Source organism: Hydrogenophaga sp. UC242_50 (assembly GCF_042697355.1).
Lineage (GTDB): Bacteria > Pseudomonadota > Gammaproteobacteria > Burkholderiales > Burkholderiaceae_C > Hydrogenophaga.
Map to the genome: position 1 here is coordinate 4,015,435 of NZ_CP170553.1, position 23,471 is coordinate 4,038,905.

Below are 23,471 nucleotides of genomic sequence, written 5' to 3' on the forward strand. Positions count from 1 at the left end.
ACCGGGAATTATATCGGCGCCACGAAACGCAGATCCCCACCCTCGCGAGTGACCAAGCCGCTGGCCACCTTGAGGCGGATGCGGTGGCCGCGCGTGGTGCAGGCCGCGATCTGATCGAGCAGTTCGTCCAGCTGGGCCGCGCTGGCCGCCACGTTCGCTTCGGCGCGCAACCAGTGGCGAAGCACGTTGGCCTGGCGATCGCGCGACAGCGACTGCAGCCCCGCGATCGCGGGAGGCGTGCCCACCTGTGCGAGATCGATGCGGGCCAGGTCGTCGAGCAGCCGCTGCCCCTGGGCGGCGTGGGCCGCGCTGCGCGCAAGCATGGGCCGAAAGCCGGGAAAACAGGCCTCCCACGCGGGCATCAGCACCGCACGGATGCGGTTGCGCGTGAAGCGCTGGTCGGCGTTGCTGGGATCGTCCACAAAGGCGTGACCAGTGGACGCCAGCCAGGCGCGCAAGGCGGTGGACGGCACGTCGAGCAAGGGCCGGCCAAACACCTGACCATGGCGTTCGAAGCGCTCGCCCATGGCAGCCAGCCCCGGCAGGCCCGCACCGCGGCTGAGCGCGAGCAGGACGGTTTCGGCCTGGTCGTCCGCGTGCTGGCCCAGCAGCACACAGGCCGCACCGGCCTCTTCGGCCATGCGCGCCAGGGCGGTGTAACGGGCTTGGCGGGCGGCGTCTTCCGGGCTATCGCCCGGCGCATGCGCAGCCCGCACACGCTCGGCGCGCAAGACGATGCCGTGCAGAGCGCAGAACGCCTGGGCGTGGTTCTGAAAGGAGTCGGCCGCCGCCTGCAAACCGTGATTCACATGCAAGGCGATCACTTGGCCCGGCCAACGCCGATGCGCCGCAAGCAACAAGGCCGTGGAATCGGCACCGGCACTGAAGGCCACCGCCATGGGCCCGGCTGGCTGCAGGAAGCCCCAGCGCTCGCACCACGCGGCCAACGCCCGATCGCAGGGGTTGGCCGGGGTTGGCGAGGCATTCACCTCAGCGCTTGTCCTTGCTCTCGGCCTTGGTGTCGGTGAAGCGGCCGTAGCTGTTGAGGCGCGCGTAGCGCCGATCGAGCAGCTCCTTGGCCTTGAGGTCCGTCACCTGGCGCCAGGCGTCGCCCAGGGCGCGCTTGAGGAAGGCGGCCATCTGCTTGTGGTCGCGGTGCGCGCCACCCACGGGCTCGTTGACGATCTTGTCCACCAGGCCCAGCGCCTTGAGGCGGTGCGCGGTGATGCCCAGGGCATCGGCGGCATCGCTGGCGCGGTCGCTGGTCTTCCAGAGGATGGAGGCGCAACCTTCGGGGCTGATGACCGAGTACACCGAGTACTGCAGCATGAGCACCTGGTCGGCCACCGAAATGGCCAGCGCGCCGCCCGAGCCGCCTTCACCAATGATGGTGGAGATGATGGGCACTTCCAGCTGCGCCATCTCGAAGATGTTGCGGCCGATCGCTTCGGACTGGCCGCGCTCTTCGGCATCGATGCCGGGGTAGGCGCCGGGCGTGTCCACGAAGGTGAAGACCGGCAGCTTGAACTTCTCGGCCAGCTTCATCAGGCGCAGGGCCTTGCGATAGCCTTCGGGCTTGGTCATGCCGAAGTTGCGCAGGCCGCGCTCTTTCGTGTCGCGCCCCTTCTGGTGGCCCAGCACCATGCAGGGCTGGCCGTTGAAGCGCGCCAGACCGCCCACGATGCTCAGGTCGTCCGAGAAGTGCCGATCGCCATGCAACTCCTGGAAGTGCGTGAAGATCTCGCGCACGTAGTCCAGCGTATAGGGGCGGTCGGCGTGGCGGGCGATCTTGGTGATCTGCCACGGCGTGAGGTTGCTGTAGATGTCCTTGGTGAGCTGCAGGCTCTTGCCAGCCAGCTGTTCAATCTCTTCGGAGATGTCCACCGCGGATTCGGTCTGCACATAACGCAGTTCTTCGATCTTGGTTTCGAGCTCGGCAATCGGTTGCTCGAAATCGAGAAAATTCTTTTTCGGCGAAGGTGTGCTCCTTTGGTCTTGTTTGCCACGACGTCCCGGCGAAGCCGGTGCGCTCAGTAACTGACCGGCAGCGGATCGAGCGACCGCCAAATATACCAAGTTGCCACGCTGCAGAACGGTGCCCAGGAGTTCGCAACCTCCCGGATCTCGCTGCGGCTGACCGGTTCACCCGAAAAATACGCCAGGCTGATGCCATTCTGCAAACCAAGGTCGTCCAGGGGTAGTACGTTGGGCCGCATCAGGTGGAAGATCAGGAACATCTCGGCCGTCCATCGGCCAATGCCACGAATCGCCGACCAGCTCGGCAATGATGGCCTCGTCGTCCATGTCGGCCCATTGGCTGACGTGGACTTGGTCGTTGGCGAAGTGCAGGGCAAGGTCCACCAGGTACTCGACCTTGCGGGCCGACAGGCCGGCCGCGCGCATGTCGTCCACCTTCAGCTTGAGCACCTGGGCGGGCACCATCTTCCGTGGCAATTGCTCGAAACGGTCCCAGACCGACTGGGCCGCCTTCACCGAGATCTGCTGGCCGACGATGCTGCGCGCCAGCGTGACGAAGGCATCTCCGCGCGACTGCAGGCAGGCACCCCCATGCTGGGGGATCAGCTTCTTCATCACCCGGTCGCGCTTCATGAGATGGCGACAGGCATCCACCCAATAGCCGGGCGCCTCCGTGTTGAGCTCGGGCAGGACGGTGGTGGCAATCAGTTGCGCTCCCAGGTGGTGCCCGTGGGGCTGTCCTTGAGCACGATGCCCTGGTCCAGCAGCTGCTGCCGGATGCGATCGGCCCCAGCGAAATCCTTGGCCTGCTTGGCCGCGCTGCGTTGGGCGATCAGGTCCAGAATGGCCGCCTCGTCCAGCCCGCCTTCGGCCCCACCGCCCTGCAGGTAGGTGGCCGGGTCGGCCTGCAGCAGGCCCAGCGTGGCGCCCAGGGCGCGCAGCAGCCCGGCCAATGCCGCGTCCTTGCTCCGGTTGACTTCACCCGCCAGTTCGAACAACACGGCAACGGCCTCGGGCGTGCCGAAGTCCTCGTCCATGGCCGCGCGGAAGCGCTGAGCGTGCGGTTGGGACCAGTCGATCTGCGTCGAAGCCGCCGGCGGCACGTGCGACAGCGCGGTGTACAGGCGCTTGAGCGCACCCCGGGCGTCGTCCAGGTGGGCATCGCTGTAGTTCAACGCGCTGCGGTAGTGCGCCCTCAGGATGAAGAAGCGCACGGTCTCGGGGTCGTACTTCGCCAGCACCTCGCGGATGGTGAAGAAGTTGCCCAGGCTCTTGGACATCTTCTCGTTGTCGACCCGCACGAAGCCGTTGTGCACCCAGAAGCGCGCCAGCGGTTTGCCGGTGGCGCCTTCGCTCTGCGCGATCTCGTTCTCGTGGTGCGGGAACTGCAGGTCGGCACCACCGCCGTGGATGTCGAAGGTCTCGCCCAGGGTGCTGCAGCTCATGGCCGAGCACTCGATGTGCCAGCCCGGCCGGCCCGCGCCATAGGCGCTGTCCCACTTGGCTTCGGCTGGTTCGTCGGGTTTGGCCGATTTCCAGAGCACGAAGTCCAGCGGGTCGTTCTTGTCGCTGTCCACCGCCACGCGCTCGCCCGCGCGCAGGTCGTCGAGCGATTTGCCGGAGAGCTTGCCGTAGCCAGGGAACTTGCGCACCGCGTAGTTCACATCACCGTTGTCGGCCTGGTACGCCAGGCCCTTGCGTTGCAAGGTGTTGATCAGCGACAGCATCTGCGGCACGTACTCGGTGGCCCGGGGTTCGAGGCTGGGCGGTTCAATGCCCAGTGCGCCGATGTCCTGGTGCATGGCGGCGGTCATCTCGTCGGTCAACGCGCGCAGCGTGATGCCGCGCTCGAGCGCGCGCTTGATGATCTTGTCGTCGATGTCGGTGATGTTGCGCACGTAGGTGACGCGCAGGCCGCTGACCTTGAGCCAGCGCTGCACCACATCGAAGGCCATCATCATGCGGGCGTGGCCGATGTGGCACAGGTCGTAGATCGTCATGCCGCAGACGTACATGCGCACATGCCCAGGCTCAATGGGCTGGAAGTCCTCCAGTCGGCGCGACAAGGTGTTGTAGATTTTCAGGGTCATGGAACGGGAACGGGAACGGGATTCCGGAGGGCAGCCGGAGGGTGAAAAACGGGGCTTCCACAGGCCGTGCGTGGCACCATCCGAAGAGCGGGCCCGTCGGCGTTCCATGCGGTCTGGCGCAACCGTCGGAACGGGACCCCTCAGATACAATCCATCGGTGTCAGTATATCCAGCCCGGTGACACTCCACAGCACGCCGCCGGGCATTCGATCAACGTGTCACTGGCCCCTTCATGAGAGGGAGCCCAGGTTTGTTTTCGAGGTGCCATGTCTCGCCACGTTCCATCACACCCCCACTGCAGCGGCCCATCCTCCCCCATCATCACCAGAAACGGTTTTTCCATGCGACTGCGCCAACTGGCCCTCGTGGCCCTGACCGCCGCCAGCCTCGGCACCTCGCTGGCCTGGGCGCAAGGCGACGACTATGCCGAGGTCAACCGGCTGGTGCGCGCCGGCCAGCTCAACGAAGCCCTGGTCAAGGTGGACCAATACCTGGTGGGCAAGCCACGCGATCCGCAGATGCGTTTCCTCAAGGGTGTGATCCAGACCGAGAGCGGCAAGTCGACGGACGCAATTGCCACCTTCGCCAAGCTCACGGAAGACTACCCGGAGCTGCCCGAGCCCTACAACAACCTGGCGGTGCTGTACGCCGGCCAGAGCCAGTTCGACAAGGCCCGCGCCGCGCTCGAAATGGCGATCCGCACCAACCCGAGCTACGCCACCGCCCACGAAAACCTGGGCGACGTCTATGCCAAGCTGGCCAGCCAGGCCTACAGCAAGGCGCTGCAACTCGATTCGAACAACCCCGCTGTCGCACCCAAGCTGAGCCTGATCCGCAACCTGTTCGCGGCCGATCCGCGCGGTGCCCGCCCGGCCACCTCCGTCGCCGCCGCGCCCCCGACGGCCGCACCGGCTCCATCGGCTCCATCGGCTCCGGTGCGCAGCACCTCCCGCCGCGAAGCCTCCTGTCGCGGCTGCGCCGGCCCCTGCGGCCCCTGCGGCGCCCGCCGCTCCGGCAGCGCCCGCCCCGGCCGCCGCCGATGCCCAGGTTGACGTGGAAGCGGCTGTGGCAGCCTGGGCCAAGGCTTGGTCCTCGAAGAACGTGTCCGCCTACCTGGGTGCCTACGGCCCGGCGTTCACGCCACCGGGCGGCCAGTCGCGCGCCGCCTGGGAGGCCGAGCGCCGCTCGCGCATCGAACCCCGCTCGCGCATCGGCGTCGGCATCAACGACCTCAACGTCACGGTCAACGGCGACCGCGCTTCGGCGCGCTTTCGCCAGGACTACACCTCCGACAACCTGAACGTCACCAGCCGCAAGACGCTGGATCTGGTCAAGAGCGGCAACCGCTGGCTGATCGTTCGGGAATCCACGGGCTCTTGATGGTCAGTCGGCGGTTCGCGCAACGGGGCCATGCCAGCCTCACGACCGAGCTGCTGGGGCCGGGGCCGAACAACGCTCAACGCGTGACACCGAGACATCGCACGCTCGTGGTCGCCACGGCCGTGGCGGTGGCCGCCCTGCTCGCTCTGTCGCTGCACAAGCGCCAGGCGGCCGACGCCAACACCGTCGCCGAGCCGGTCAGCGAGGCCCCTGCCGTCTCACTGATCAACAGCGCCCTCACCCGCGTGCAGGATGCCGTTCAGGGAACGGCCAGTCCGCCCTCCTCGGGTCTGACGCCCGTGAGCCTCACAGGCGAACAGCTCCAGCACGTCAAGCCCATGATGGGCCGGGCCGAGGCCCGTCTGATCGAGATCTATCAGCTCATCGGGAACGCGCAACACCGGGAGGCCCTGAAACAGGCCGAGAGCCTGGTGCGCGACCACCCCAACTTCCAGCTGGCCCACCTTGTGCACGGCGACCTGCTCAGCCAGCAGACCCGCCCGGTGCGCCGGCTCGGCGACGTGCCCGACACGCAGGCCTTGGCCGCGTCGGCACAGCTCAGCGCCCTGCGCGAGGAGTCGCGCCGCCGGCTGCTGGCGCTGACCGAGCGCCCGCCCGAAGGGGCCGTGCCAACGCAGTTCCTCACCCTCGCCCCACAGAGCCGCCACGCGATCGCGATCGACGCCTCGCGCTCCCGCCTCTACCTGTTCGAAAACCTGAACCCGGCCCGTGGCAGCGCCAGCGAAGCCGATCGCGCGCCGCGCCTGAAGCTGCTGGGCGATTTCTACATCTCGGTCGGCCTCTCGGGCATCGAGAAGACCGCGGAGGGCGACAAGCGCACCCCCCTGGGCGTCTACTACATCACCAGCACCCTCAACCCGGCGGACCTGCCCGACCTGTATGGCGTGGGTGCCTTGCCGATCAACTACCCCAATGCGCTCGATGTGCAGCGCGGCAAGACCGGTAGCGGCATCTGGCTGCACGGCACGCCCACCGAGCAGTTCGTGCGCGCGCCGCAAGCGTCCGACGGCTGTGTGGTGCTGTCCAACCCCGACCTGCAGCGCCTGCTGGGCACGGTGCAGATCCGCACCACGCCGGTGGTGATCGCGCCCTCGCTGCAATGGGTGCAGCCCGAAACCCTGGCCAGCGAGCGGACGCAGTTCGAAGCCGTGCTGGAAGCCTGGCGGCAGACCCGCAGTGCGGGCCACCTCGCCGAACTCAAAACGTTTTATTCCAACCGGTTCATGAACCAGGGCCGCGATCTGGCCCAATGGTGGCCCCGCGTCGAAAGCGAGCTGCGGGCCAATGGCTCGCGCGAGCTGCAGATGAAAGACCTGTCGGTGCTGCGCTGGCGCGACCAGGACGACACCATGGTCGTCACCTTCGGTGAAGTCGCCGCAGGCCAGAGCCGGGGAGTGACCAAGCGCCAGTACTGGGTGCGCGAGCAAGACCGCTGGACCATCTTTTTTGAAGGAACGATCTGATGACACTGTCCTCTTTGCCCCTGCGCCGACGCGCGGCCCTCTGGCTCACGGCCCTGGCGGCCGGCGCCGCCCTGCTGCCTCTGGCCGCCCAGGCCCAGGCCACCGCCGCGCCCCGCGTGAAACTGGCCACATCCCAGGGCGACATCGTGGTCGAGCTGTACCCCGACAAGGCCCCGAAAACGGTGGAGAACTTCCTGCAGTACGTGCGCGACCAGCACTACGACGGCACGGTGTTCCACCGCGTGATGAGCAACTTCATGATCCAGGGCGGCGGTTTCACGCCCGACCTGCAGCAAAAGCCCACCAAGGCGCCGATTCCGCTGGAAGCCACCAACGGCCTGAAGAACGACCGCGGTGCCATCGCGATGGCACGCACCTCCAACCCCAATTCGGCCACGTCGCAGTTCTTCATCAACACCGTGAACAACCCGAACCTGAACGCCCCCAGCCCCGACGGCTACGGTTACACCGTCTTCGGCAAGGTCGTGGCGGGGCTGGATGTCGTGGACAAGATCCGCGCCGTGCCCGTCGGCGACCAGGGCATGCACCAGAACGTGCCCAAAACCCCCATCACCATCCTCAAAGCCACCCTGGAGAAATGACCATCGCCGACCCCCAAGTCGAACTGCACATTGCCGGATACGGCGTCGTCACGCTGGAACTCGACGCTGAAAAAGCACCGCTGTCCACCAGCAACTTCCTGGCCTATGTGAACAAGGGCCACTACAACAACACCGTGTTCCACCGCGTCATCCCCGGCTTCATGGTGCAAGGCGGCGGCTTCGAACCCGGCATGACCCAGAAGCCCACCGACGCCCCCATTTCCAACGAGGCCAACAACGGCCTGAAGAACGACACCTACACCGTGGCCATGGCGCGCACCAGCGACCCGCACTCGGCCACCGCGCAGTTCTTCATCAACGTGTCGAACAACGGCTTCCTGAACCACACCGCGCCCAGCGCACAGGGCTGGGGCTACGCCGTCTTCGGCAAGGTGGTCTCGGGCAGCGAGATCGTGAAGAAGATCGAGGGCACGCCCACCGGCCGCAAGGGCTTCCACGACGACGTGCCCAAGGACGACGTCGTGATCGAAAAGGCCGTCGCGCTCTGATCGCCAGGGGCGGCAACGCCCCTGCTCCGCATGACCGCCCAACCCGTCGACCGCTTCGCCGAATGCATCGCTCCCGCGAACTGGCAAGCGGTCGATGTCATTTCAGACCTGCATCTGCAGGCCGGTGAGCCCGAGACCTTCGAGGCGTGGGCCGCCTACCTGCGCCGCCCCGCGCACGAGCGCGCCGACGCGCTGTTCATCCTGGGCGATCTGTTCGAGGTGTGGGTCGGCGACGACGTGCTCTCCACCCACACATCCCCGTCGGCCGATCACGCGTTCTGGCGCGCCTGTGCCGAGGCCTTGCAGGCCTACAGCGCGCACGCACCGGTCTACTTCATGCGCGGCAACCGCGACTTCCTCCTGGGACCGGCCGGACTCGACGCCTGCGGCATGCAAGGCCTGAGCGATCCCACCGTGCTGGTCTTTCTGGACCAGCGCTGGCTGCTCAGCCATGGCGACGCCCTGTGCCTGGCCGACACCGACTACATGCGCTTTCGTGCCGAGGTGCGCGAGCCCGCCTGGCAACACCGCTTTTCTGGCACAACCCCTGGCCCAACGCGAAGCGATCGCGCGCGAGCTGCGCGCCCAGAGCGAGGCGCGCAAGCGCAGCACCGGCAACGACCCCAGCCTCTGGGCCGACGTGGACACCCAGGCCGCCAAGGCCTGGCTGCGGCACGCCGAGGCCCACACGCTGATCCATCGCCACACGCACCGGCCCGCGACCCACGACCTGGGTGACGGCCTTCAACGCGTCGTGCTCAGCGACTGGGAGCTGAGCGCGCAGCCGGCCCGCGCCGAGGTGTTGCGGCTGGACGCGAAGGGCCTGCACCGCCGGCCCTTGCGACCCTGAGCCACCGCCGCCTTCCTCCTCCATGATCCACCTGCTCCAACGCTGGCTGCCCCGCGCGCTGCGCCGCCCCACCTCCATCCCGGATGCCCTTTGGCGCCAGACCGTGGCGCACCACCCCTTTCTGGCGGCACTCGATGGGCCCGAGCTGCAGCGCCTTCGCCTGCTCTGCACGCACTTCCTGATGGAGAAGGAGTTCCACGGCGCCAACGGCCTGGCCGTGACGGACGCCATGGCGCTGGCGATCGCGGCGCAGGCCTGCCTGCCGCTGCTCCACATGCATGGCGTGTCAGGCGAACCGGTGCGCGACCCGCTCAAGCTGTTGGACTGGTACGGCGACTTCGTCGGCATCGTCGTGCAACCCGGCGCCGTGGTGGCGCGGCGCAAGACCACCGACGGCGCGGGCGTGGTGCACCATTACGACGAGGTCCTGGCCGGTGAAGCCATGGACCGGGGCCCCCTCATGCTCAGCTGGGAGGACGTCGCCCACGCTGGCGAGCGCGCGCAACACGGACACAACGTGGTGATCCACGAGTTCGTGCACAAGATGGACATGCACGACATGCAGATGGGCGAAGCGCCCGACGGGGCCCCGCCCCTCCCCTCGGGCTTCCTGGGTGCGCGCCAGCGCAGCGAGGCGCGCGCGATCTGGCAACGCACCATGCAGGACAGCTTCGAGCGTTTTCGCGAAGCGGCGCGATGGCCGAGCGCTTCGGCGGCGAGCCGCCCTGGCTGGACGACTACGCCGCGAAGGACGCGGCCGAGTTCTTCGCCGTGACCTGCGAGGCCTACTTCGTCAACCGGCCACGTTTCGAGACCGAGTTCCCCGAGCTGATGCCGCTGTACGACGGCTTCTTCCGCCCGGGGCGTTGACGCTCAACGCTTGAGGAGCGCCTTCAGCACGTTCTGCAGGCGGCGCTCTGCCGTGGCATCGAAGCTCGAGCCCAACACCGCGGCCACATCCTCCGCCCAGGTGTCGACCGGTGCGGCGGCGTGGCGGCGCGTGAGCAATTGCAGTTGCAACATGCGGCGCTCGCTCAGGTGCTCGGCCGGCGTGGGCACTTCGGCGGCCATTTCCAGGCGCAGCAAGGTTTCACCCGGCAAGGGGGCCGCCGGCTTGGACACCGCCGACGCCCACGCACCGCGCTGGGCCGTGCTCACCCGCGGGCCCAGGGCCTGCGCGGTGGGCAGTTGCTCGGCATCGCGCTGCTGCCAGGCCGTCATGAGCTGCGTGAGCACCTCGCCGTGGGCCTGGGCCGCGAGCTTGCGCAGGCTGGACTGAGCCGCCTCGATCGCCTGGCGCTGCGCGCGGAACGCCGCATCGCCCAGCCTTGGGCCGCGCGGCTCGCGCTCTTCACGCCAGGACGGTGCGCCCGGTCCACGGGCATCGCGTCCACCGCGCGCATCGGGGCGACCCGGTGCACCGTCGCGCCGCCCCTCCGGGCGATCGCCGCGGCGACCATCGCGGCCGGCCGGCTCGGCTTTCTTCATACCGGGTCGGTCGTCACCCCGCACCGCCACCAGCTTCTTCGGCGGCGCGGCGGGTTTGGCAGGTGCAGGTGCCGTCGGCGCCGAGGCCTCGGCCTCCTCGGTGGCGGAGGCCTCTTCTGCGGCATCGGCAGGCGCCGCTTCGGCAGCGGATGCGGCTGGCTCGACGGATGCCGGCGCGGCCACAGTTGCTGGCGCAGGCGCGGGGGCCTGACCCGCCAGGGCCGCTTCCAGCTCGTTCATGGCCGCGCGGATGCGCTGCGCGTCGCCACTGGCGCTCGCCGCTTCCAGCGCGCGCGAGGCGTCAAGCACGCGCTGGTCGTGTGCGTTCAGGGCCGTGGCGGCCTTCTCACGCTCGGTGCTCTTGCGGGCGAAGGCCTCGTCGATCGGCTGGCGGAAGGCTTCCCACAGTTTCTGTTCGTGCTTGCGCTCCAGCGGCACGGCATGGGCTTCGGCCTGCCAACGTTGCTGCAGGGCCTTGACCGCATCGATGCGCAGCATGGGCGCCGCGCCCAGGGCGGTGGCTTCTTCGATCAGCGCCTTGCGCCGGGCGGTGCTCTCGGCCTGCGCCGTCTCCAGGCGCTCGTGCGCCTTGTGCATGGCGTCTTTCCAGACCGGCTGGATGTCGGCAAACGCCTTCTCGCTCAGGTGGCCGGCTTCGCGCCAGCGCTCGGAGAACGCATGCAGTTCACGCACCTGGGCTTTCCAGTCGCTGCTGTCGGCGTGCGCCAGCGTCCAGGCCTTGAGTTCTTCGATGATGGCCAGGCGCTGCGCCTTGTGCGCCTCGCTCTGCTGGCGCACCTGCGCCAGCCAGGTCTCGACCACCTTGTGCGCCTCGGTGCAGGCTTCGTCGAAGCGCTTCCACAGCGCATGGTTGGGTTGGCCGCCCTGGTCGGTGGTCTTCCACTGGTCGCGCAGGCTGCGCAGGGTTTCCTGCATCTTGCGCCCGCCCAGGCGTTGACCCTCGGGGGCTTGCAGCAAGGCCTCTGCCTTGGCCAACGAGTTCTTCGCGCAGCTGGTCGGCGCGCCAGCGCTGCCAGCCTTCAAGTTCACCGGCCTGCCCCAAAGCCGCCTGGGCGCGCGCATCGAGCGCGGCCGGGACCAGCCGGCCATGGCTCTTGAGCAGGCCGCGCACGTCGGCCGCCGCCTTGGGCGTGGCCTTGCCGTGCCCTTCGGCGAGCTCGCGCTCGAGCACGCTCAGCGCCTGTTCGAGTTCGGCCGCCACGCGGGCGCGTTTTTCCTGCTGGGCCTGCGTGTCCTGCGGTGCCTTGTCGGCCAGGGCGCTCACGTCCTGGCCCCGCGCGGCGCGCAGCTCGTCGGCCCACACGGGCACGGCGGGCAATGGCGCCTGGGGGTTGGCATCGGCCGCCACGGTCTGTGTCAGCGCGGCTTCGAAGGCGTCCCACACCAGTTGCAGCTGCTGGCGCGAGGCGTCGAGCATGGGCGGGAACTTCACGTCCACGCTGGGCCATTGGGGGTCTTGCGCCAAGGCGCTCGCCTGCTGCTGCCACTGGGCCACATCGGTGCGCAGCGTCTCGGCAATCTGCTGGGCGTCGCGCCAGGGTTTGGTGGACAGCACCTCGATGCGCTGCGCGATCAGCACGGCGGCCTCACGTTCGACCTGCACCCGGTGCTGCAGATCTTCGATGGCCTTGACGCGCTCGGCCAGCGCCTGGCGCAAGGTGCGCCAGCGGCTCGCGCGACAGCGGTGCGCCTGCGCGTGCCGCATCGCGTTGCCAGGCCAGTGCGTCGGCCAGGTTCAGGCGCGGCTGGTCGATCAGGCCCTGGGCCTTCTGCGCCCACTCCACCGACATCTGTTCCTGCGACTTCTGGCGCTTGAGTTCGTCGAGCTTTTCCTTCAAGGGCTTGGCGGCTCCGCGGTCGCGGTGCGAGAGCTCCTTGAACACTTCGTTCATCTGCTCGAGCGCGGGACCGGTGGCCAGCCAGTCGCGGATGCGCGCAGCGCGCTCACCCGACGTCGGCGCGGAGAACGCACCACCGGTGACGGCATCCAGGGGGTGGGCGGCGTTGGGGCTGGCCGGCTTGGGGGAGGTGGGCGTGTTCACGGCAGACTCGGAAGCGTTGGACGAAGACGGGGCTTTGCGCAGGGAAAACAGCGACATGAAGTGGGGGGCTCAATCGATTCGGTTGTCGGCACCACGACGGCGCGACCAAGGCGTATTGTCGCCGCAGTTGGCGCGCGCCCGCCTCCCCCTGCGCGCGCACGCGGAATGCTCAGCGCGGCGCCAGCTTGAGTTCGGCCTGCGGGCGCCACTTCTCACCCTGGCGGCCCAGTTGGGGCGCGCCCAGGAACATGCGGTCTTCCGGCAACTGCCGGCCTGCAAGGTAGTCCTTGACGACCACGCCGCGCGCCACCGCGAGTTCGCGGATGGCATCCGACGTGACCGGTATGGACGCCAGCAGCAAGGCTTCCATCTCGGCCTGCGGGATGTCCTTGGCCAGGCCGACCAGGTTGCGGGGTTTCGGGATGTCGGTCCGCCGGTACACCTCCTTGAGCAGGGCCGGGTACTCGGCGGGCGTCATCGCAAGCGTGTCGCTGATGGCGGCGCCATCCCGTGCCAATTGGCGGCGTTTCTCGGCCAACACACGCTCGTCCAGCCGGGCACGCTGGTAACCGCTGCGCTCGGCCTCCAGGTCGCCATGTCCCACCACGGTGATCTGCAGAGTCGGCCGATCGGCCAGGGCCTTGGCCACAGCGTCCAGCCGCTGCCTGGCCTCACCGTCCAGTGCCTTGCTGCCCGGTGTGAAGACCACCTGGCTCATTTCCTCCCCGCCCCCGCCGAAGGCCCCGGCGATCAGGGAGAACGGTGAGGTGATGGCCTTGCCGATCAGATTGAAGATGAGCCGGAAGATGAGGGGCGCCAGCTTGAACTGCGGGTCGTTGAGCGAGCCGCTGACCGGCAGGTTGATGTCGATCACCCCGTTGCGGTCGGCCAGCAAGGCCACTGCCAGCTTCACCGGCAGGTTGGGCGCCTCGCTCCCGGCCACGCGGTCGCCGAAACTGAGCTGGTTGAGGATGATCTGGTTGCTGGCCGTCAGCTGGCCGTTGGGCTCGATCTTGTAGGCCACGTCCATGCTGAGCTTGCCGCGCTCGATGCCATAGCCGGCGTACTTCACGGTGTAAGGCGACAGCGGCGGCAACTCCAGGTTGCGCACCAGCGCGCGGATGTCGAGTGCCAGTGGCTGGGCCAGCGGGTTGAGCTTGCCATCGATCTCCAGCGCCGCCGTGCCCTCGGCGCGCCCGCGCAATGTCAGGTCGGCCATCTGTGGCGCGCCGCCCGGCGGCACGCTGGCGAAAGCGCTCAGGCTGCCGGTGAGTTCACTGAGGTTGGCGGAATAGTTGGGCTTGATGAAACGGTCGGAGAACAGCACGCGGCCATTGACCAGACTGATCGGTCCGAAACGGATGTCCGGGTCGGGCACGGCGCTCGCGTTTGCAGGAGACGGCGGTGGCGGAGTGGTGGCCGCCGGCGCGGCGGCGCCCGTGGGTGCGGGAGCCGCTTCATCGTGCTTCACGAGGCCTTGCAGGTTGATGCGCCCCGCCTCGTCGATGATCACGCGGGCAAAGTAGTCGCTGAGCACGGTCTCCTGCACCGCCACCCGGGTGACCTGTCCGGGCGCCATGGCGAGCCGCAGACCCCGCACCTGCAGGGACTTCCAGGCCAGCAGCTCTTCGGCGGGCGACAGCGTGTTGGCGGCGAAATCGTCCAGCCCCACGTTGCCGGCGACCGTCAACCGCAAACCCGCCGGGGGCAATGCCGCCTCGACCGTGCCACGGTAGCTGGTGTCCGCGCGCAGCAAGTCCAGGTTCAGGCGGTCGCCGAAATACGGCTCCAGGGCATGCAGCGGCAGCTTGTCCGCTTGCACCTTCAGCTGGGTGCGCAGGCTGTCGGCGTCGCGCTCGCCCTTGCCGGGCAGGCGCAGCGCGCCGTCGAGGGCGAGCCGGCCGGGCTCGGCGCGGTTGCCTCGCGCCGCGCCCATGCGCAGCTGCAGCGAGACCGGCATGTCGGGCTGGCTGCGAGCCATGGGCTGCAGGTTCTTGACCTGCATCTTGATCTGACTGAGGTCGAGCCTGACCGGGCGCGCCAGCGCGAGGTCTTCGAGCGCGACGGCACCCGCATCGATCTGCACGTCGGCCAGCGTCAGCTGCCACGGGGAGGGCTCGGCCGGTTTCGACGGGGGTGCTGCAGCGGGCGCCTCCGATGCCTTCATCCAGCCATCCACCATCCAGCGCCCCGCCTTGTCGCGCTGCGCGCGCACCTGTGGCCGATCAAGCACGACCTTGCCCACGGCCACGGTGCTGCTGGCCAGATCCACGCGCGCGTCCTGCACCTGGAGGCGGCGCAGGCTGACCTGTGGCTGACGAGCCGTCCCCAGGTGCACCTCGCTCAGCTCGAGCCGGGAAGCGTTGACCAGCAGCCCCATGGGCTGATCGGCCTTGGCCGCCCGCCATTCCACATCGAGGTCGGCGGCGAGCCGCCCGTCGAGTTCGTGCGTCAGCACGCCGGCGGCGTAGGGCGCGAACGTCGACAAGGGCAGTTCGCCCACCGAGACCTTCGCCTTGGCCTCGGCGTCGGTGGCCGTACCCTTGAGCGACAGCGGCGTCTGGCCCAGGCGCGCGGACACCTCGAAGGGCACCGGTGCCTGCATCGGCCAACTCAGCGCCTGGGCCTGCACGCTCAAGGCCTCCAGCGCCAGCTGAGCGGCCGGCTTGGTGCCGGCATCGCGCCATCGCACGGTACCGCCCTCCAGGTTCAGGCGCGCCACACTCACTTTCCACGGCGAGGCGGGCGCGGTGGATGCGCCCGGTGCCACGGGCGCAGGGGCGGGAGGAGATGCAGCACGTCGGGACTGGTCGGCCCAGGCTTGCGCCGCACGTTGCAAGTTGAGCAACCCAGCCGCATCGCGCGAGATCGACACTGTGGGCGACGTCCAGTCAATGGCGGCCAGATCCACCTGACCCGCCAGCGGCTCCACCCGATTGAGCGTCACGCCCAGGCGTTCCCAGGCCAGCAGTTCGGCCGTGGTGGACGGCCCGGTTCGCTCAACGACGCGCAGATCCGACAGGGCAGCCGTGCCGGAGAGGGAGAGGCGCGGCGTGTCCTGCTGTTCGAATGCCAGCTTGAGCGCGAGCTGGAGCACACCGGCTTCGGGCTTGACGGGCCAAGTCGCCGGCCAGTAGGGCAGGTAAGGCGCGAGATCCAGGGTGGGAATGTCCACGCTGGCATCGGTGTCCCGGGTCTGGGCGAACGGCGTGGTGCTGGCGCTCGAATCGAAAGCGCTCCCATTGAGCACGAAAGCCAGCTTGGGCTGGGTCACCACATCCCGTCGGGACGGCAGGTTGCTCAGGAAGGGCACGCCCACCGACAAGCCGCTCAGCTGGTGCGTAACGCCCACGCTGTCGTCGACGAACGTGAGTTCGCCCCCGGACAGGTTGATGTTGAACAGGGCGAACTGCGCTGTGTCGGACGGGGGCTCATCGTCTTTCGGGCGCAAGCGCTGCAGCACGTCGTCCACGTCGTACCGCCCTTCACCCAGGTGGCGCAGCTTCAACTTGGGCTGCTCCAGCACCAGGGCATCGAGCACCGGCGCGAGCCGAAACAGCGACTGCAGCTCGGCGTTGGCATAGAGGCGATCCAGCGTGAACTGCTCGCCCTCGCCTGTGGCATCGGCCACGCGCAACCCCTCGATCGCACTTCCAGCGACCACGGCTGGAAATCAACCCGTTCCACCGTCACCTGGCGTCCCAGCGCGGCCGTGGCCTGCTTCGCCAATTGCCATTTCAGCAAGGGCGGCATGCCCATCCAGGTCACCAGCCAGAGCAGAAGGAGCCCCAGCAGACCCAGCATCAGGCGCCGAGCCCACCGACCTTGGGACCACTGGGGAAAAAAGCTGTTCATTCGTGCGTTCGCTAACCAACGGATGCACGAGTGTCGTCGAACTGAGGGGATGCGGCAGCGCACACCTATATAGAGTCCCCCAGAAACAAGAAACCCCGGCAAGCAGGGCCTGCCGGGGTTGACGGCGGGCTAGATGCTCATGCCGTCGGTTTTGGCGGAGGGAGTTGGATGTCTCTCCAGCCTGGAAGCAACAGATTGCTCCCGTTGGAAGCTGACTTGCGGTTCGCCGCGTCGTCAGCTGATGCCAGTCTTCAGACAGGCCACTGCAGGTTACTCCCCTTGCCGCCTCGGATCAAGGCCGCATGGCCCGTTCTTCATGCAGATTTTCAATCGCGCCCGAAACGACCATTTGACGACCCCAAAATCACGTTTTGGAACATGAAAGGTGGTCACTGCCCGACAAACGGTCGTCGGCGCGACATTTACCCGCAAGCCTTGCAGGCTCAAGGCTTCCCGCTAGCAAAGCCCTTTTGCTTACGTTTACTCACACCTGTTTATATCAAAAAGTAGGCTTGAATCGATTCATAAACATTGACTCGATATTAATAAGCCCATAGGATGCGCCAGCTTTGCCCGCCGAAGGGTAAACCCGAACCGCTACCACCCAGGCTAACTCGACCGCTCCACCCTCTGGATAGGGCCGTCGATGGCGACCAATCCAGTCGGCCCAGCTCCCACGAGCGAGGCCGGCGCAGAAAGGAGCGATGACATGACCGCGCAAGACGCAACGCCACCCAAGAGCACCTCAGGTGCCGTGGCATCCTTCAAAACCGCTGTTGGCGACGCCTACCAGGGCTTCTTCGACATCACCCACAACAGCTTGGCCCTGCTGGGCACCCTGGCGGCCGTGGCACTGATCACCCTGAGTGCCCGTGCGGATCTGCGCGCCAGCGCAGAAGAGCAACTGCTCGGCTGGCTGCTGGAACGCCAGGAAGCCGCCAGCGTGGATGCGGTGTACGCCGCCGAGCCCAGCGCGGTCGACCGCGTGACCGCTGCTCAACCCGGCGACCTGCCCAAGCAGCAGGCCAATGTGACCTACTGGCTCAGCCGCAAGTACCGCGTGGCGCCCGAGCCCCTGAGCGCGCTGGTGGCGGAGGCCTTCGAGGTGGGCGAGAAAGCCAAACTCGATCCCACGCTCATCCTGGCCGTGATGGCGATCGAGTCCCGCTTCAATCCGTTTGCGCAGAGCCCGGTGGGCGCGCAAGGCCTGATGCAAGTGCTGACCCGCGTTCATACCGACAAGTACAACGACTTCGGCGGGCAGCTGGCCGCGTTCGATCCGGTGTCCAACCTCCGGGTGGGGGCGCGCGTGCTGCAGGACGCGGTCAAGCGCGCCGGCTCGGTCGAGGGTGGTTTGCGCCTGTACGTCGGTGCGGTGACCACGGACGGCAACTGGTACATCGACAAGGTGATGGCCGAGCACATGCGGATCCAGAGCGTGGCGCTGGGCAAGCCGATGCAGCGCTATGTGCCGCAAGCGCGCCCGACCACGGTGGTGGCGCCCGTCACACCGGCCCCGGTGGCCGCCCCGGCAGCCGAAATCGAGGCCGAGGGCCCGGCCGCGCCGAACGCCCTCCCCCCTGGCGCGCCGCTCACCCGTTCCTGACCTCGCCAACCGGCCTCTCGGCCTCGGCTAAACTAGCCGGGTACGCAACTGGCGATAGGCGCGCACCCCGACACATCTGCGTCGGCGGCTGCCGCTGACGTGGCCCCCCTGCCCGATCTGTGATCGTCTTCAGGGACAACCACTGGGAAGCGTACCGCCCGGCCTCAAGGGGTTCGGGTGTTCAGCCGTTCGCCTGGGCAGCCCTTGTCACCGCGCAAGGTTCCACGTCTTGAAGGACTGCCATGTACGACCGCAACATCCTCATCCAGCAAACCGACCCCGAGCTGTTTGCCGCCATCCAGGCCGAGAACGCCCGCCAGGAACACCACATCGAGCTGATCGCCAGCGAGAACTACGCCTCGCCGGCCGTGATGGCCGCACAAGGCACGCAACTCACGAACAAGTACGCCGAAGGCTATCCCGGCAAGCGCTATTACGGCGGCTGCGAGTACGTGGACGTGGCCGAGCAGCTCGCAATCGACCGCGTCAAGCAGCTCTTCGGCGCCGAAGCCGCCAACGTGCAGCCGCACTGCGGCGCCTCCGCCAACGAAGCCGTCTTTCTGGCCTTCCTCAAGCCCGGCGACACCATCATGGGCATGAGCCTGGCCGAAGGCGGCCACCTCACCCACGGCATGGCGCTCAACATGAGCGGCAAATGGTTCAACGTGGTCTCCTACGGTCTCAACGACAAGGAAGAGATCGACTACGACGCCATGGAGCGCAAGGCACACGAGACCAAGCCCAAGCTGATCATCGCGGGCGCCTCGGCCTACAGCCTGCGCATCGACTTCGAGCGCTTCGCCAATGTCGCCAGGGACGTCGGCGCCATCTTCATGGTGGACATGGCCCACTACGCCGGCCTGATCGCCGCGGGTGTCTACCCCAACCCGGTTCCCCACGCCGATGTGGTGACCTCCACCACCCACAAGAGCCTGCGCGGCCCGCGCGGCGGCATCATCCTGATGAAGGCCCAACACGAAAAGGCCCTCAACAGCGCGATCTTCCCGGGCCTGCAGGGTGGCCCGCTGATGCACGTCATCGCGGCCAAGGCCGTTGCTTTCAAGGAAGCGCTTTCACCCGATTTCACCGCCTACCAGCAACAAGTGCTGACAAATGCCAGCATCGTCGCCGAAACACTGACCTCGCGTGGCCTGCGCATCGTCAGCGGCCGCACCGAGAGCCACGTGATGCTGGTCGATCTGCGCGCCAAGGGGATCACCGGCAAGGAAGCCGAAGCGGTGCTGGGCAGCGCGCACATGACGATCAACAAGAACGCCATCCCCAACGACCCGGAAAAGCCCATGGTCACCAGCGGCGTGCGCATTGGCACGCCGGCGATGACCACCCGGGGCTTCAAGGACGACGAAGCGCGACTGACCGCCAACCTGATTGCCGACGTGCTCGACAATCCGCGCGACCCGGCCAACATCGACGCCGTGCGCGCCAAGGTCAACGCCCTGACCGCCCGCTTCCCGGTCTACAAGTGATGTTCTCAGGCCGTACAACGGGAGTGCCCTCCGCATGAAATGCCCGTTCTGCGGCCATCTTGAAACCCAGGTGGTCGAAACCCGCGTCTCGGAAGACGCGGATTTCATCCGACGCCGCCGCCAGTGTGCGCACTGCGAGAAGCGGTTCACCACCTACGAACGGCCGGAAGTGAGCTTCCCGGCCGTCGTCAAGAAGGACGGCCGCCGGGTGGACTACGTGCCGGCCAAGTTGCGGGCCTCGTTCGCGCTGGCCCTGCGCAAGCGGCCGGTCAGCACCGAACAGGTCGACGCGGCCATCGAGCGCATCGAGGAAAAGCTGCTGAACCTGGGTGCCCGCGAAGTGCCCGCCGCCCGACTGGGCGAGATGGTGATGCGGGAACTGAAGAAGCTCGACAAGGTGGCTTACATCCGGTTCGCCAGCGTGTACCGGAGCTTCGAGGACATCGACGAATTCAGGGCCTTGGTGGACGAAGTCCGGCGCTGAAAGTGCCCGACCTCACGGGGCAGAAATACCCCCGTTCCGCCCGTCGGACCATTCACTAGCCCGGTCGGCCCAGCCCGGACTCTGCGACTTCCATCGATAGAGTAAGCATATGTACATTGCTGCGGCGCCCCAGAGAGCCACGCCTGCCCCCCTGCGGGCGGAAGGCGGCTTCACGATCATCGAGCTGATGGTCGTGGTCGCGCTCATCGCCATTCTGGCGGGCCTTGCTGCACCCAGCTTCACCGACCTGTTTCGCCGATTCCGGGTGGACTCGGTGCGAGAAACATTCACCTCTTCCGTGACACTGGCCCGGGAAGAGGCGATCCGGCTGGGTACGCCCGTGGTCATCCGGCGCATCACGGGCTGTGGCCTGGCCCTCGCGGACAACCAGGACTGGAGCTGCGGCTGGCGCGTGTTCGCGGATCTCGACGGCAACAACGCCATGAACGCAGCGGAAACCCCCACCCAGGAGGTGTCCTTGACGCCCGCCGTCACGGTCCGAAAAGGCAACAACACCAACCCCGAATTCATCGTGATCAACCGGTTTGGTCAGGTCACGCAGGTGGATCAGCGGTTCGAGGTTTTCCCGACGGGCATGGCGGCGGCCAATGGCCAGTTGATCTGCTTCACGGCGGGCACCCGCTTGCGCACGGTCAAGAACGCTTCCGCCTGCCCCTGACGACGGCCGAACCATGCAATTCGCACGATGAACAACAAGGCATCCTCCCAACGCGGCGTCAGCTTGATCGAAGCCCTGGTCGCCCTTCTGGTGCTCGCCCTCGGCATCATGGGCATGGCGGGCATCCAGACCCGAACGCTGGTCGAGTCCCGCACCACGAACTCCCGCGCCCTCGCTCTGCAGATGGCGGACGATCTGCTGGATCGCATGCAGGCCAACTCAGCCCTCCGGATCAATCCCCCCGCCGTCAGCCCCTATCTGGCGGCATGGGGGGCACTCGCGGCTGCGCCGGTTAACTGCTTCACCACCGGCTGCAATGGCGCCCAGCTGGCGGCCTTCGACCTCGTCCAATGGAAGGCCTCCCTGGCCCGGGTGCTGCCGGGTGGCGACGCCCGGGTGTTCCGGTCCAACACCGACGCCACCCAGTTTGGCATCCTGATCGGCTGGACCGAGACCCAGGCGAAGAACCAGGGGGAAGCGGCTGGCGCCCAGGCCACCTTGTTCACCAATGCCATTGCCATCCGCGACGCCGCCAATGCGGTGGGGACGGGTGTGGCGGGCGTTGCCTGCCCGGCAGGGCTTATCTGCCACTTGGTCTACATCCGGCCATGAGGAAGCACGGCATGGCTGTTTCACCCCGCCCCCCTTCGCGTCGTGCACGCCGTCGCCAATCGGGCGTCAGCTTGATGGAACTGCTGATCGGCATCAGCATTGGCTTGCTGGTGGTGGTGGCCGCCATCGGCAGCCTGGTGTATACCCGCACGTCAACCATCGCGGTGGGCGACAGTTCGCGACTGCAGCAGGATGCGTCCAACGCATTCCGCACGCTGGGTCACCACATCCGCCAGAGTGGTGCGCGCCGCATCGTCAACCCGACGGTAGGCGACACCAACGTGGCATTCAACGATGCCTACCTGGGCTTTGGCACGAACTCCAACACCAGTGCGCCGCTCGTGCTGCAAGGCACCGAAGGAGCCGACAACGCGCCCGACACCTTGCAGGTCAGCTACGACACAGATCCCGTGCTGCAAAGCATGGATTGCCTGGGTGCGCCGACGCTGGTGGCCGACAACATCTCCAGCACCTTCTCGGTGGTCGGCAACGAACTGCGCTGTCTGGGTTCTGGCTCGGTCACCCCTTTCGCGCTGCTCCAGGGCGTGGAGGATTTTCAGGTTCTGTATGGTTTCAGGATCGCCGATGACAGCTTCCAGTACCGGACGGCAGCGGCGATCAATGTCATGGTTCCCGCGCCTTGGGAGCAGGTGGAAACCGTTCAGGTGTGCCTGCGCCTTGTGGGTGAAATGAGCAACAACCCGGGCGCGGACATGACGGGATGCAATGGGGAAAACGTCGTCAACGACGGGCGCATCCGCCGTGTCTTTTTCCGCGTCTTCAAGGTCCGCAATCAAGGCATATGAAACACCACTCGTCTCCATCGCGGCAACACCCGCAGCGGGGCATCTCGCTCATCGTGGTGATGGTGATGCTGCTGCTCGGAACCATCGTGGTGCTGAGCAGCACGCGCCTGGGCTGGCTCAATGAGCGACTGGTGGGCGGCGAGAGCGACTACCAGCGGGCATTCGCCGCGGCTGAAGCGCTGGTCCGCGATGCGGAGCGCGACATCCGGGGGCTGCGGATCGACAACGTCACGCCCTGCAACATCACGGCGGGTTTTCTCGGATGCCGCAACTTTGCGGGCAACCAGCCCTATTTCCCTCAGGACGACGACGATCTGGATCTGCTTCAACCACGCCTGGCAACTGGCGCCAACGGCTGCCTCCAGGGCATCTGCCTCCCCGCCACGGTGACGACCCTGAACGCAGCCAACTGGACCACCAATCTGGCCGCGATGACCGCCACGGTCGGCAATGCCTCTGTGGCCGCGCGGTACGGGGAGTTCACGGGCGCCGACCCGGCCGCCGCAGGCAACCCCCTGCTGTCGTGGTCGCGCCCCGGTGTGGCTCCGGTCGTTGCGCCGCGTGCGTGGTATTGGGTGGAGGTATTCAGATACACGCCAGGGGCTGGTGTCATCACGGCCGCAGGCAACGTACCCATCCCGGACATGAAGCACCCCTTCGTGTACCGCATCACGGCTTTTGCCCAGGGCATGAAGCCCGGCACGCGGGTTTGGTTGCGTTCCATCTTCGTGCCCCGGCCACAAAACCAGATCAAATGATTTTCAGTGAGGTCACCATGACGCTGCGTCCCCCACCTTGGTTCTCCTGCACTGCCGTGGCGCTGGCATGTCTGCACGGCCCCCTGGGTGCTGCCCAGCTCAATCTGACCCAATCCCCGCCCGGCGCCGGCCGTGAGCCTTCGCCCAACATCATCGTGTCGGTCGACGATTCCGGCAGCATGGGCGCGACGGGGATCGCGACCCTGAAAATCTGCCTTGCAGCAGACCTTTGCGGAAACCAACGTGCCAGACGACCGGATCCGCCTGGCCTGGCAGTCCATGAACCGCTGCCGCGGAATTCCCAGCAACAGCACAGCGTGTGGCAGTCTGAACGGCATGCGCCCACTCCTGGGCACACACCGCACCAACTTCATGACCTGGGTGAGCACGCTGACACCCAACAACGGCACACCTTCCCACCTGATGATCGACGAGGCCGGCAAGTACCTGAGCCGCACCGATCTGGGCGTCAACAGTCCGTGGGCGGCCAATCCCGGGACACAGGAAACACCGCTGCTGTCGTGCCGAAAATCCTTTCACATCTTCATGACCGATGGCGGCTGGAACAGCGCTGAGGCGAGCAACACCAACAACCATGTGGACACCTCGGGCCCGGACTACCAACGCATCACGCGCGGTGGCAACGCCGACGGCAGCGCCTTCACACTGCCCGACGGCGTGCAGTACGCCATCACATCGGATCAGACCCGGCTCTACAGGGACAACTGGGGCCACGCAAAC

15 protein-coding genes, 4 pseudogenes and 1 riboswitch are annotated in these 23,471 nt (G+C 67.2%); of the genes and pseudogenes, 13 read left to right on the top strand and 6 right to left on the bottom strand.

Features of this window, described 5'->3' with window-relative positions:
* Positions 1-8 precede the first annotated feature (8 nt).
* The 4 genes and pseudogenes from tilS to cysS all read right to left on the bottom strand — a co-directional run bounded on the left by tilS (position 9) and on the right by cysS (position 4,067).
* On the bottom strand, positions 9-899 hold the full coding sequence (tilS, locus tag ACFJGX_RS20465; protein ID WP_382328763.1) for a tRNA lysidine(34) synthetase TilS: 891 nt from the start codon (positions 897-899) through the stop codon (positions 9-11).
* Between the two features lie 91 nt (positions 900-990).
* Complete coding sequence (locus tag ACFJGX_RS20470; protein WP_382328765.1) at positions 991-1,941, bottom strand: acetyl-CoA carboxylase carboxyltransferase subunit alpha; 951 nt, start codon at positions 1,939-1,941, stop codon at positions 991-993.
* An 89-nt stretch (positions 1,942-2,030) separates the two neighbouring features.
* Positions 2,031-2,610: pseudogene (locus tag ACFJGX_RS20475) on the bottom strand (DNA-3-methyladenine glycosylase family protein).
* A 71-nt stretch (positions 2,611-2,681) separates the two neighbouring features.
* The gene (cysS, locus tag ACFJGX_RS20480) at positions 2,682-4,067 is read right to left on the bottom strand and encodes a cysteine--tRNA ligase (protein ID WP_382324115.1); all 1,386 of its coding nucleotides are present in this window, start codon (positions 4,065-4,067) and stop codon (positions 2,682-2,684) included.
* 341 nt (positions 4,068-4,408) lie between these two features.
* Between cysS and ACFJGX_RS20485 the strand changes: the two are divergent.
* From ACFJGX_RS20485 to ACFJGX_RS20510, 6 genes and pseudogenes are all read left to right on the top strand, one after another.
* A pseudogene (locus tag ACFJGX_RS20485) lies at positions 4,409-5,447 on the top strand (tetratricopeptide repeat protein).
* Between the two features lie 83 nt (positions 5,448-5,530).
* Positions 5,531-6,931: a murein L,D-transpeptidase family protein gene (locus tag ACFJGX_RS20490; protein WP_382324111.1), complete on the top strand. Its 1,401-nt coding sequence runs from the start codon at positions 5,531-5,533 to the stop codon at positions 6,929-6,931.
* Positions 6,931-7,533, top strand: coding sequence for a peptidylprolyl isomerase (locus ACFJGX_RS20495; protein ID WP_291112228.1), 603 nt, complete (start codon positions 6,931-6,933; stop codon positions 7,531-7,533). The genes ACFJGX_RS20490 and ACFJGX_RS20495 overlap by 1 nt, the downstream gene beginning before the upstream one ends.
* A gap of 2 nt (positions 7,534-7,535) precedes the next feature.
* Complete coding sequence (locus ACFJGX_RS20500) at positions 7,536-8,042, top strand: peptidylprolyl isomerase (RefSeq protein ID WP_382328767.1); 507 nt, start codon at positions 7,536-7,538, stop codon at positions 8,040-8,042.
* A 30-nt stretch (positions 8,043-8,072) separates the two neighbouring features.
* Entirely contained in the window at positions 8,073-8,780 is a 708-nt protein-coding gene (locus ACFJGX_RS20505; RefSeq protein WP_382326920.1) for a UDP-2,3-diacylglucosamine diphosphatase, read from the top strand.
* 134 nt (positions 8,781-8,914) lie between these two features.
* Positions 8,915-9,762: pseudogene (locus tag ACFJGX_RS20510) on the top strand (zinc-dependent peptidase).
* A 3-nt stretch (positions 9,763-9,765) separates the two neighbouring features.
* Here the strand turns inward: ACFJGX_RS20510 and ACFJGX_RS20515 are convergent.
* A pseudogene (locus ACFJGX_RS20515) lies at positions 9,766-12,500 on the bottom strand (DUF349 domain-containing protein).
* Between the two features lie 112 nt (positions 12,501-12,612).
* Entirely contained in the window at positions 12,613-16,074 is a 3,462-nt protein-coding gene (locus ACFJGX_RS20520) for a DUF748 domain-containing protein (RefSeq protein ID WP_382326922.1), read from the bottom strand.
* 933 nt (positions 16,075-17,007) lie between these two features.
* Here ACFJGX_RS20520 and ACFJGX_RS20525 point away from each other — a divergent pair.
* The 7 genes from ACFJGX_RS20525 to ACFJGX_RS20555 all read left to right on the top strand — a co-directional run bounded on the left by ACFJGX_RS20525 (position 17,008) and on the right by ACFJGX_RS20555 (position 22,730).
* Positions 17,008-17,904 carry a transglycosylase SLT domain-containing protein gene (locus ACFJGX_RS20525; protein ID WP_382324103.1) on the top strand — a complete coding sequence of 299 codons (897 nt, stop codon included), beginning with the start codon at positions 17,008-17,010 and terminating at the stop codon, positions 17,902-17,904.
* 34 nt (positions 17,905-17,938) lie between these two features.
* Positions 17,939-18,110, top strand: a riboswitch (ZMP/ZTP riboswitch).
* 36 nt (positions 18,111-18,146) lie between these two features.
* Positions 18,147-19,391, top strand: coding sequence for a serine hydroxymethyltransferase (glyA, locus tag ACFJGX_RS20530; protein WP_382324101.1), 1,245 nt, complete (start codon positions 18,147-18,149; stop codon positions 19,389-19,391).
* A gap of 34 nt (positions 19,392-19,425) precedes the next feature.
* Positions 19,426-19,875 (top strand): transcriptional regulator NrdR, encoded by a 450-nt coding sequence (nrdR, locus tag ACFJGX_RS20535; protein ID WP_382326924.1) that lies wholly within the window; start codon positions 19,426-19,428, stop codon positions 19,873-19,875.
* Positions 19,876-19,984: 109 nt separating this feature from the next.
* The gene (locus ACFJGX_RS20540; protein WP_382326926.1) at positions 19,985-20,554 is read left to right on the top strand and encodes a GspH/FimT family pseudopilin; all 570 of its coding nucleotides are present in this window, start codon (positions 19,985-19,987) and stop codon (positions 20,552-20,554) included.
* 27 nt (positions 20,555-20,581) lie between these two features.
* Positions 20,582-21,166: a type IV pilus modification protein PilV gene (gene pilV, locus ACFJGX_RS20545; RefSeq protein ID WP_382324099.1), complete on the top strand. Its 585-nt coding sequence runs from the start codon at positions 20,582-20,584 to the stop codon at positions 21,164-21,166.
* Positions 21,167-21,177: 11 nt separating this feature from the next.
* Positions 21,178-21,972, top strand: coding sequence for a PilW family protein (locus tag ACFJGX_RS20550; RefSeq protein WP_382326927.1), 795 nt, complete (start codon positions 21,178-21,180; stop codon positions 21,970-21,972).
* Entirely contained in the window at positions 21,969-22,730 is a 762-nt protein-coding gene (locus tag ACFJGX_RS20555; protein WP_382158869.1) for a PilX N-terminal domain-containing pilus assembly protein, read from the top strand. The genes ACFJGX_RS20550 and ACFJGX_RS20555 overlap by 4 nt, the downstream gene beginning before the upstream one ends.
* Positions 22,731-23,471: the final 741 nt, after the last annotated feature.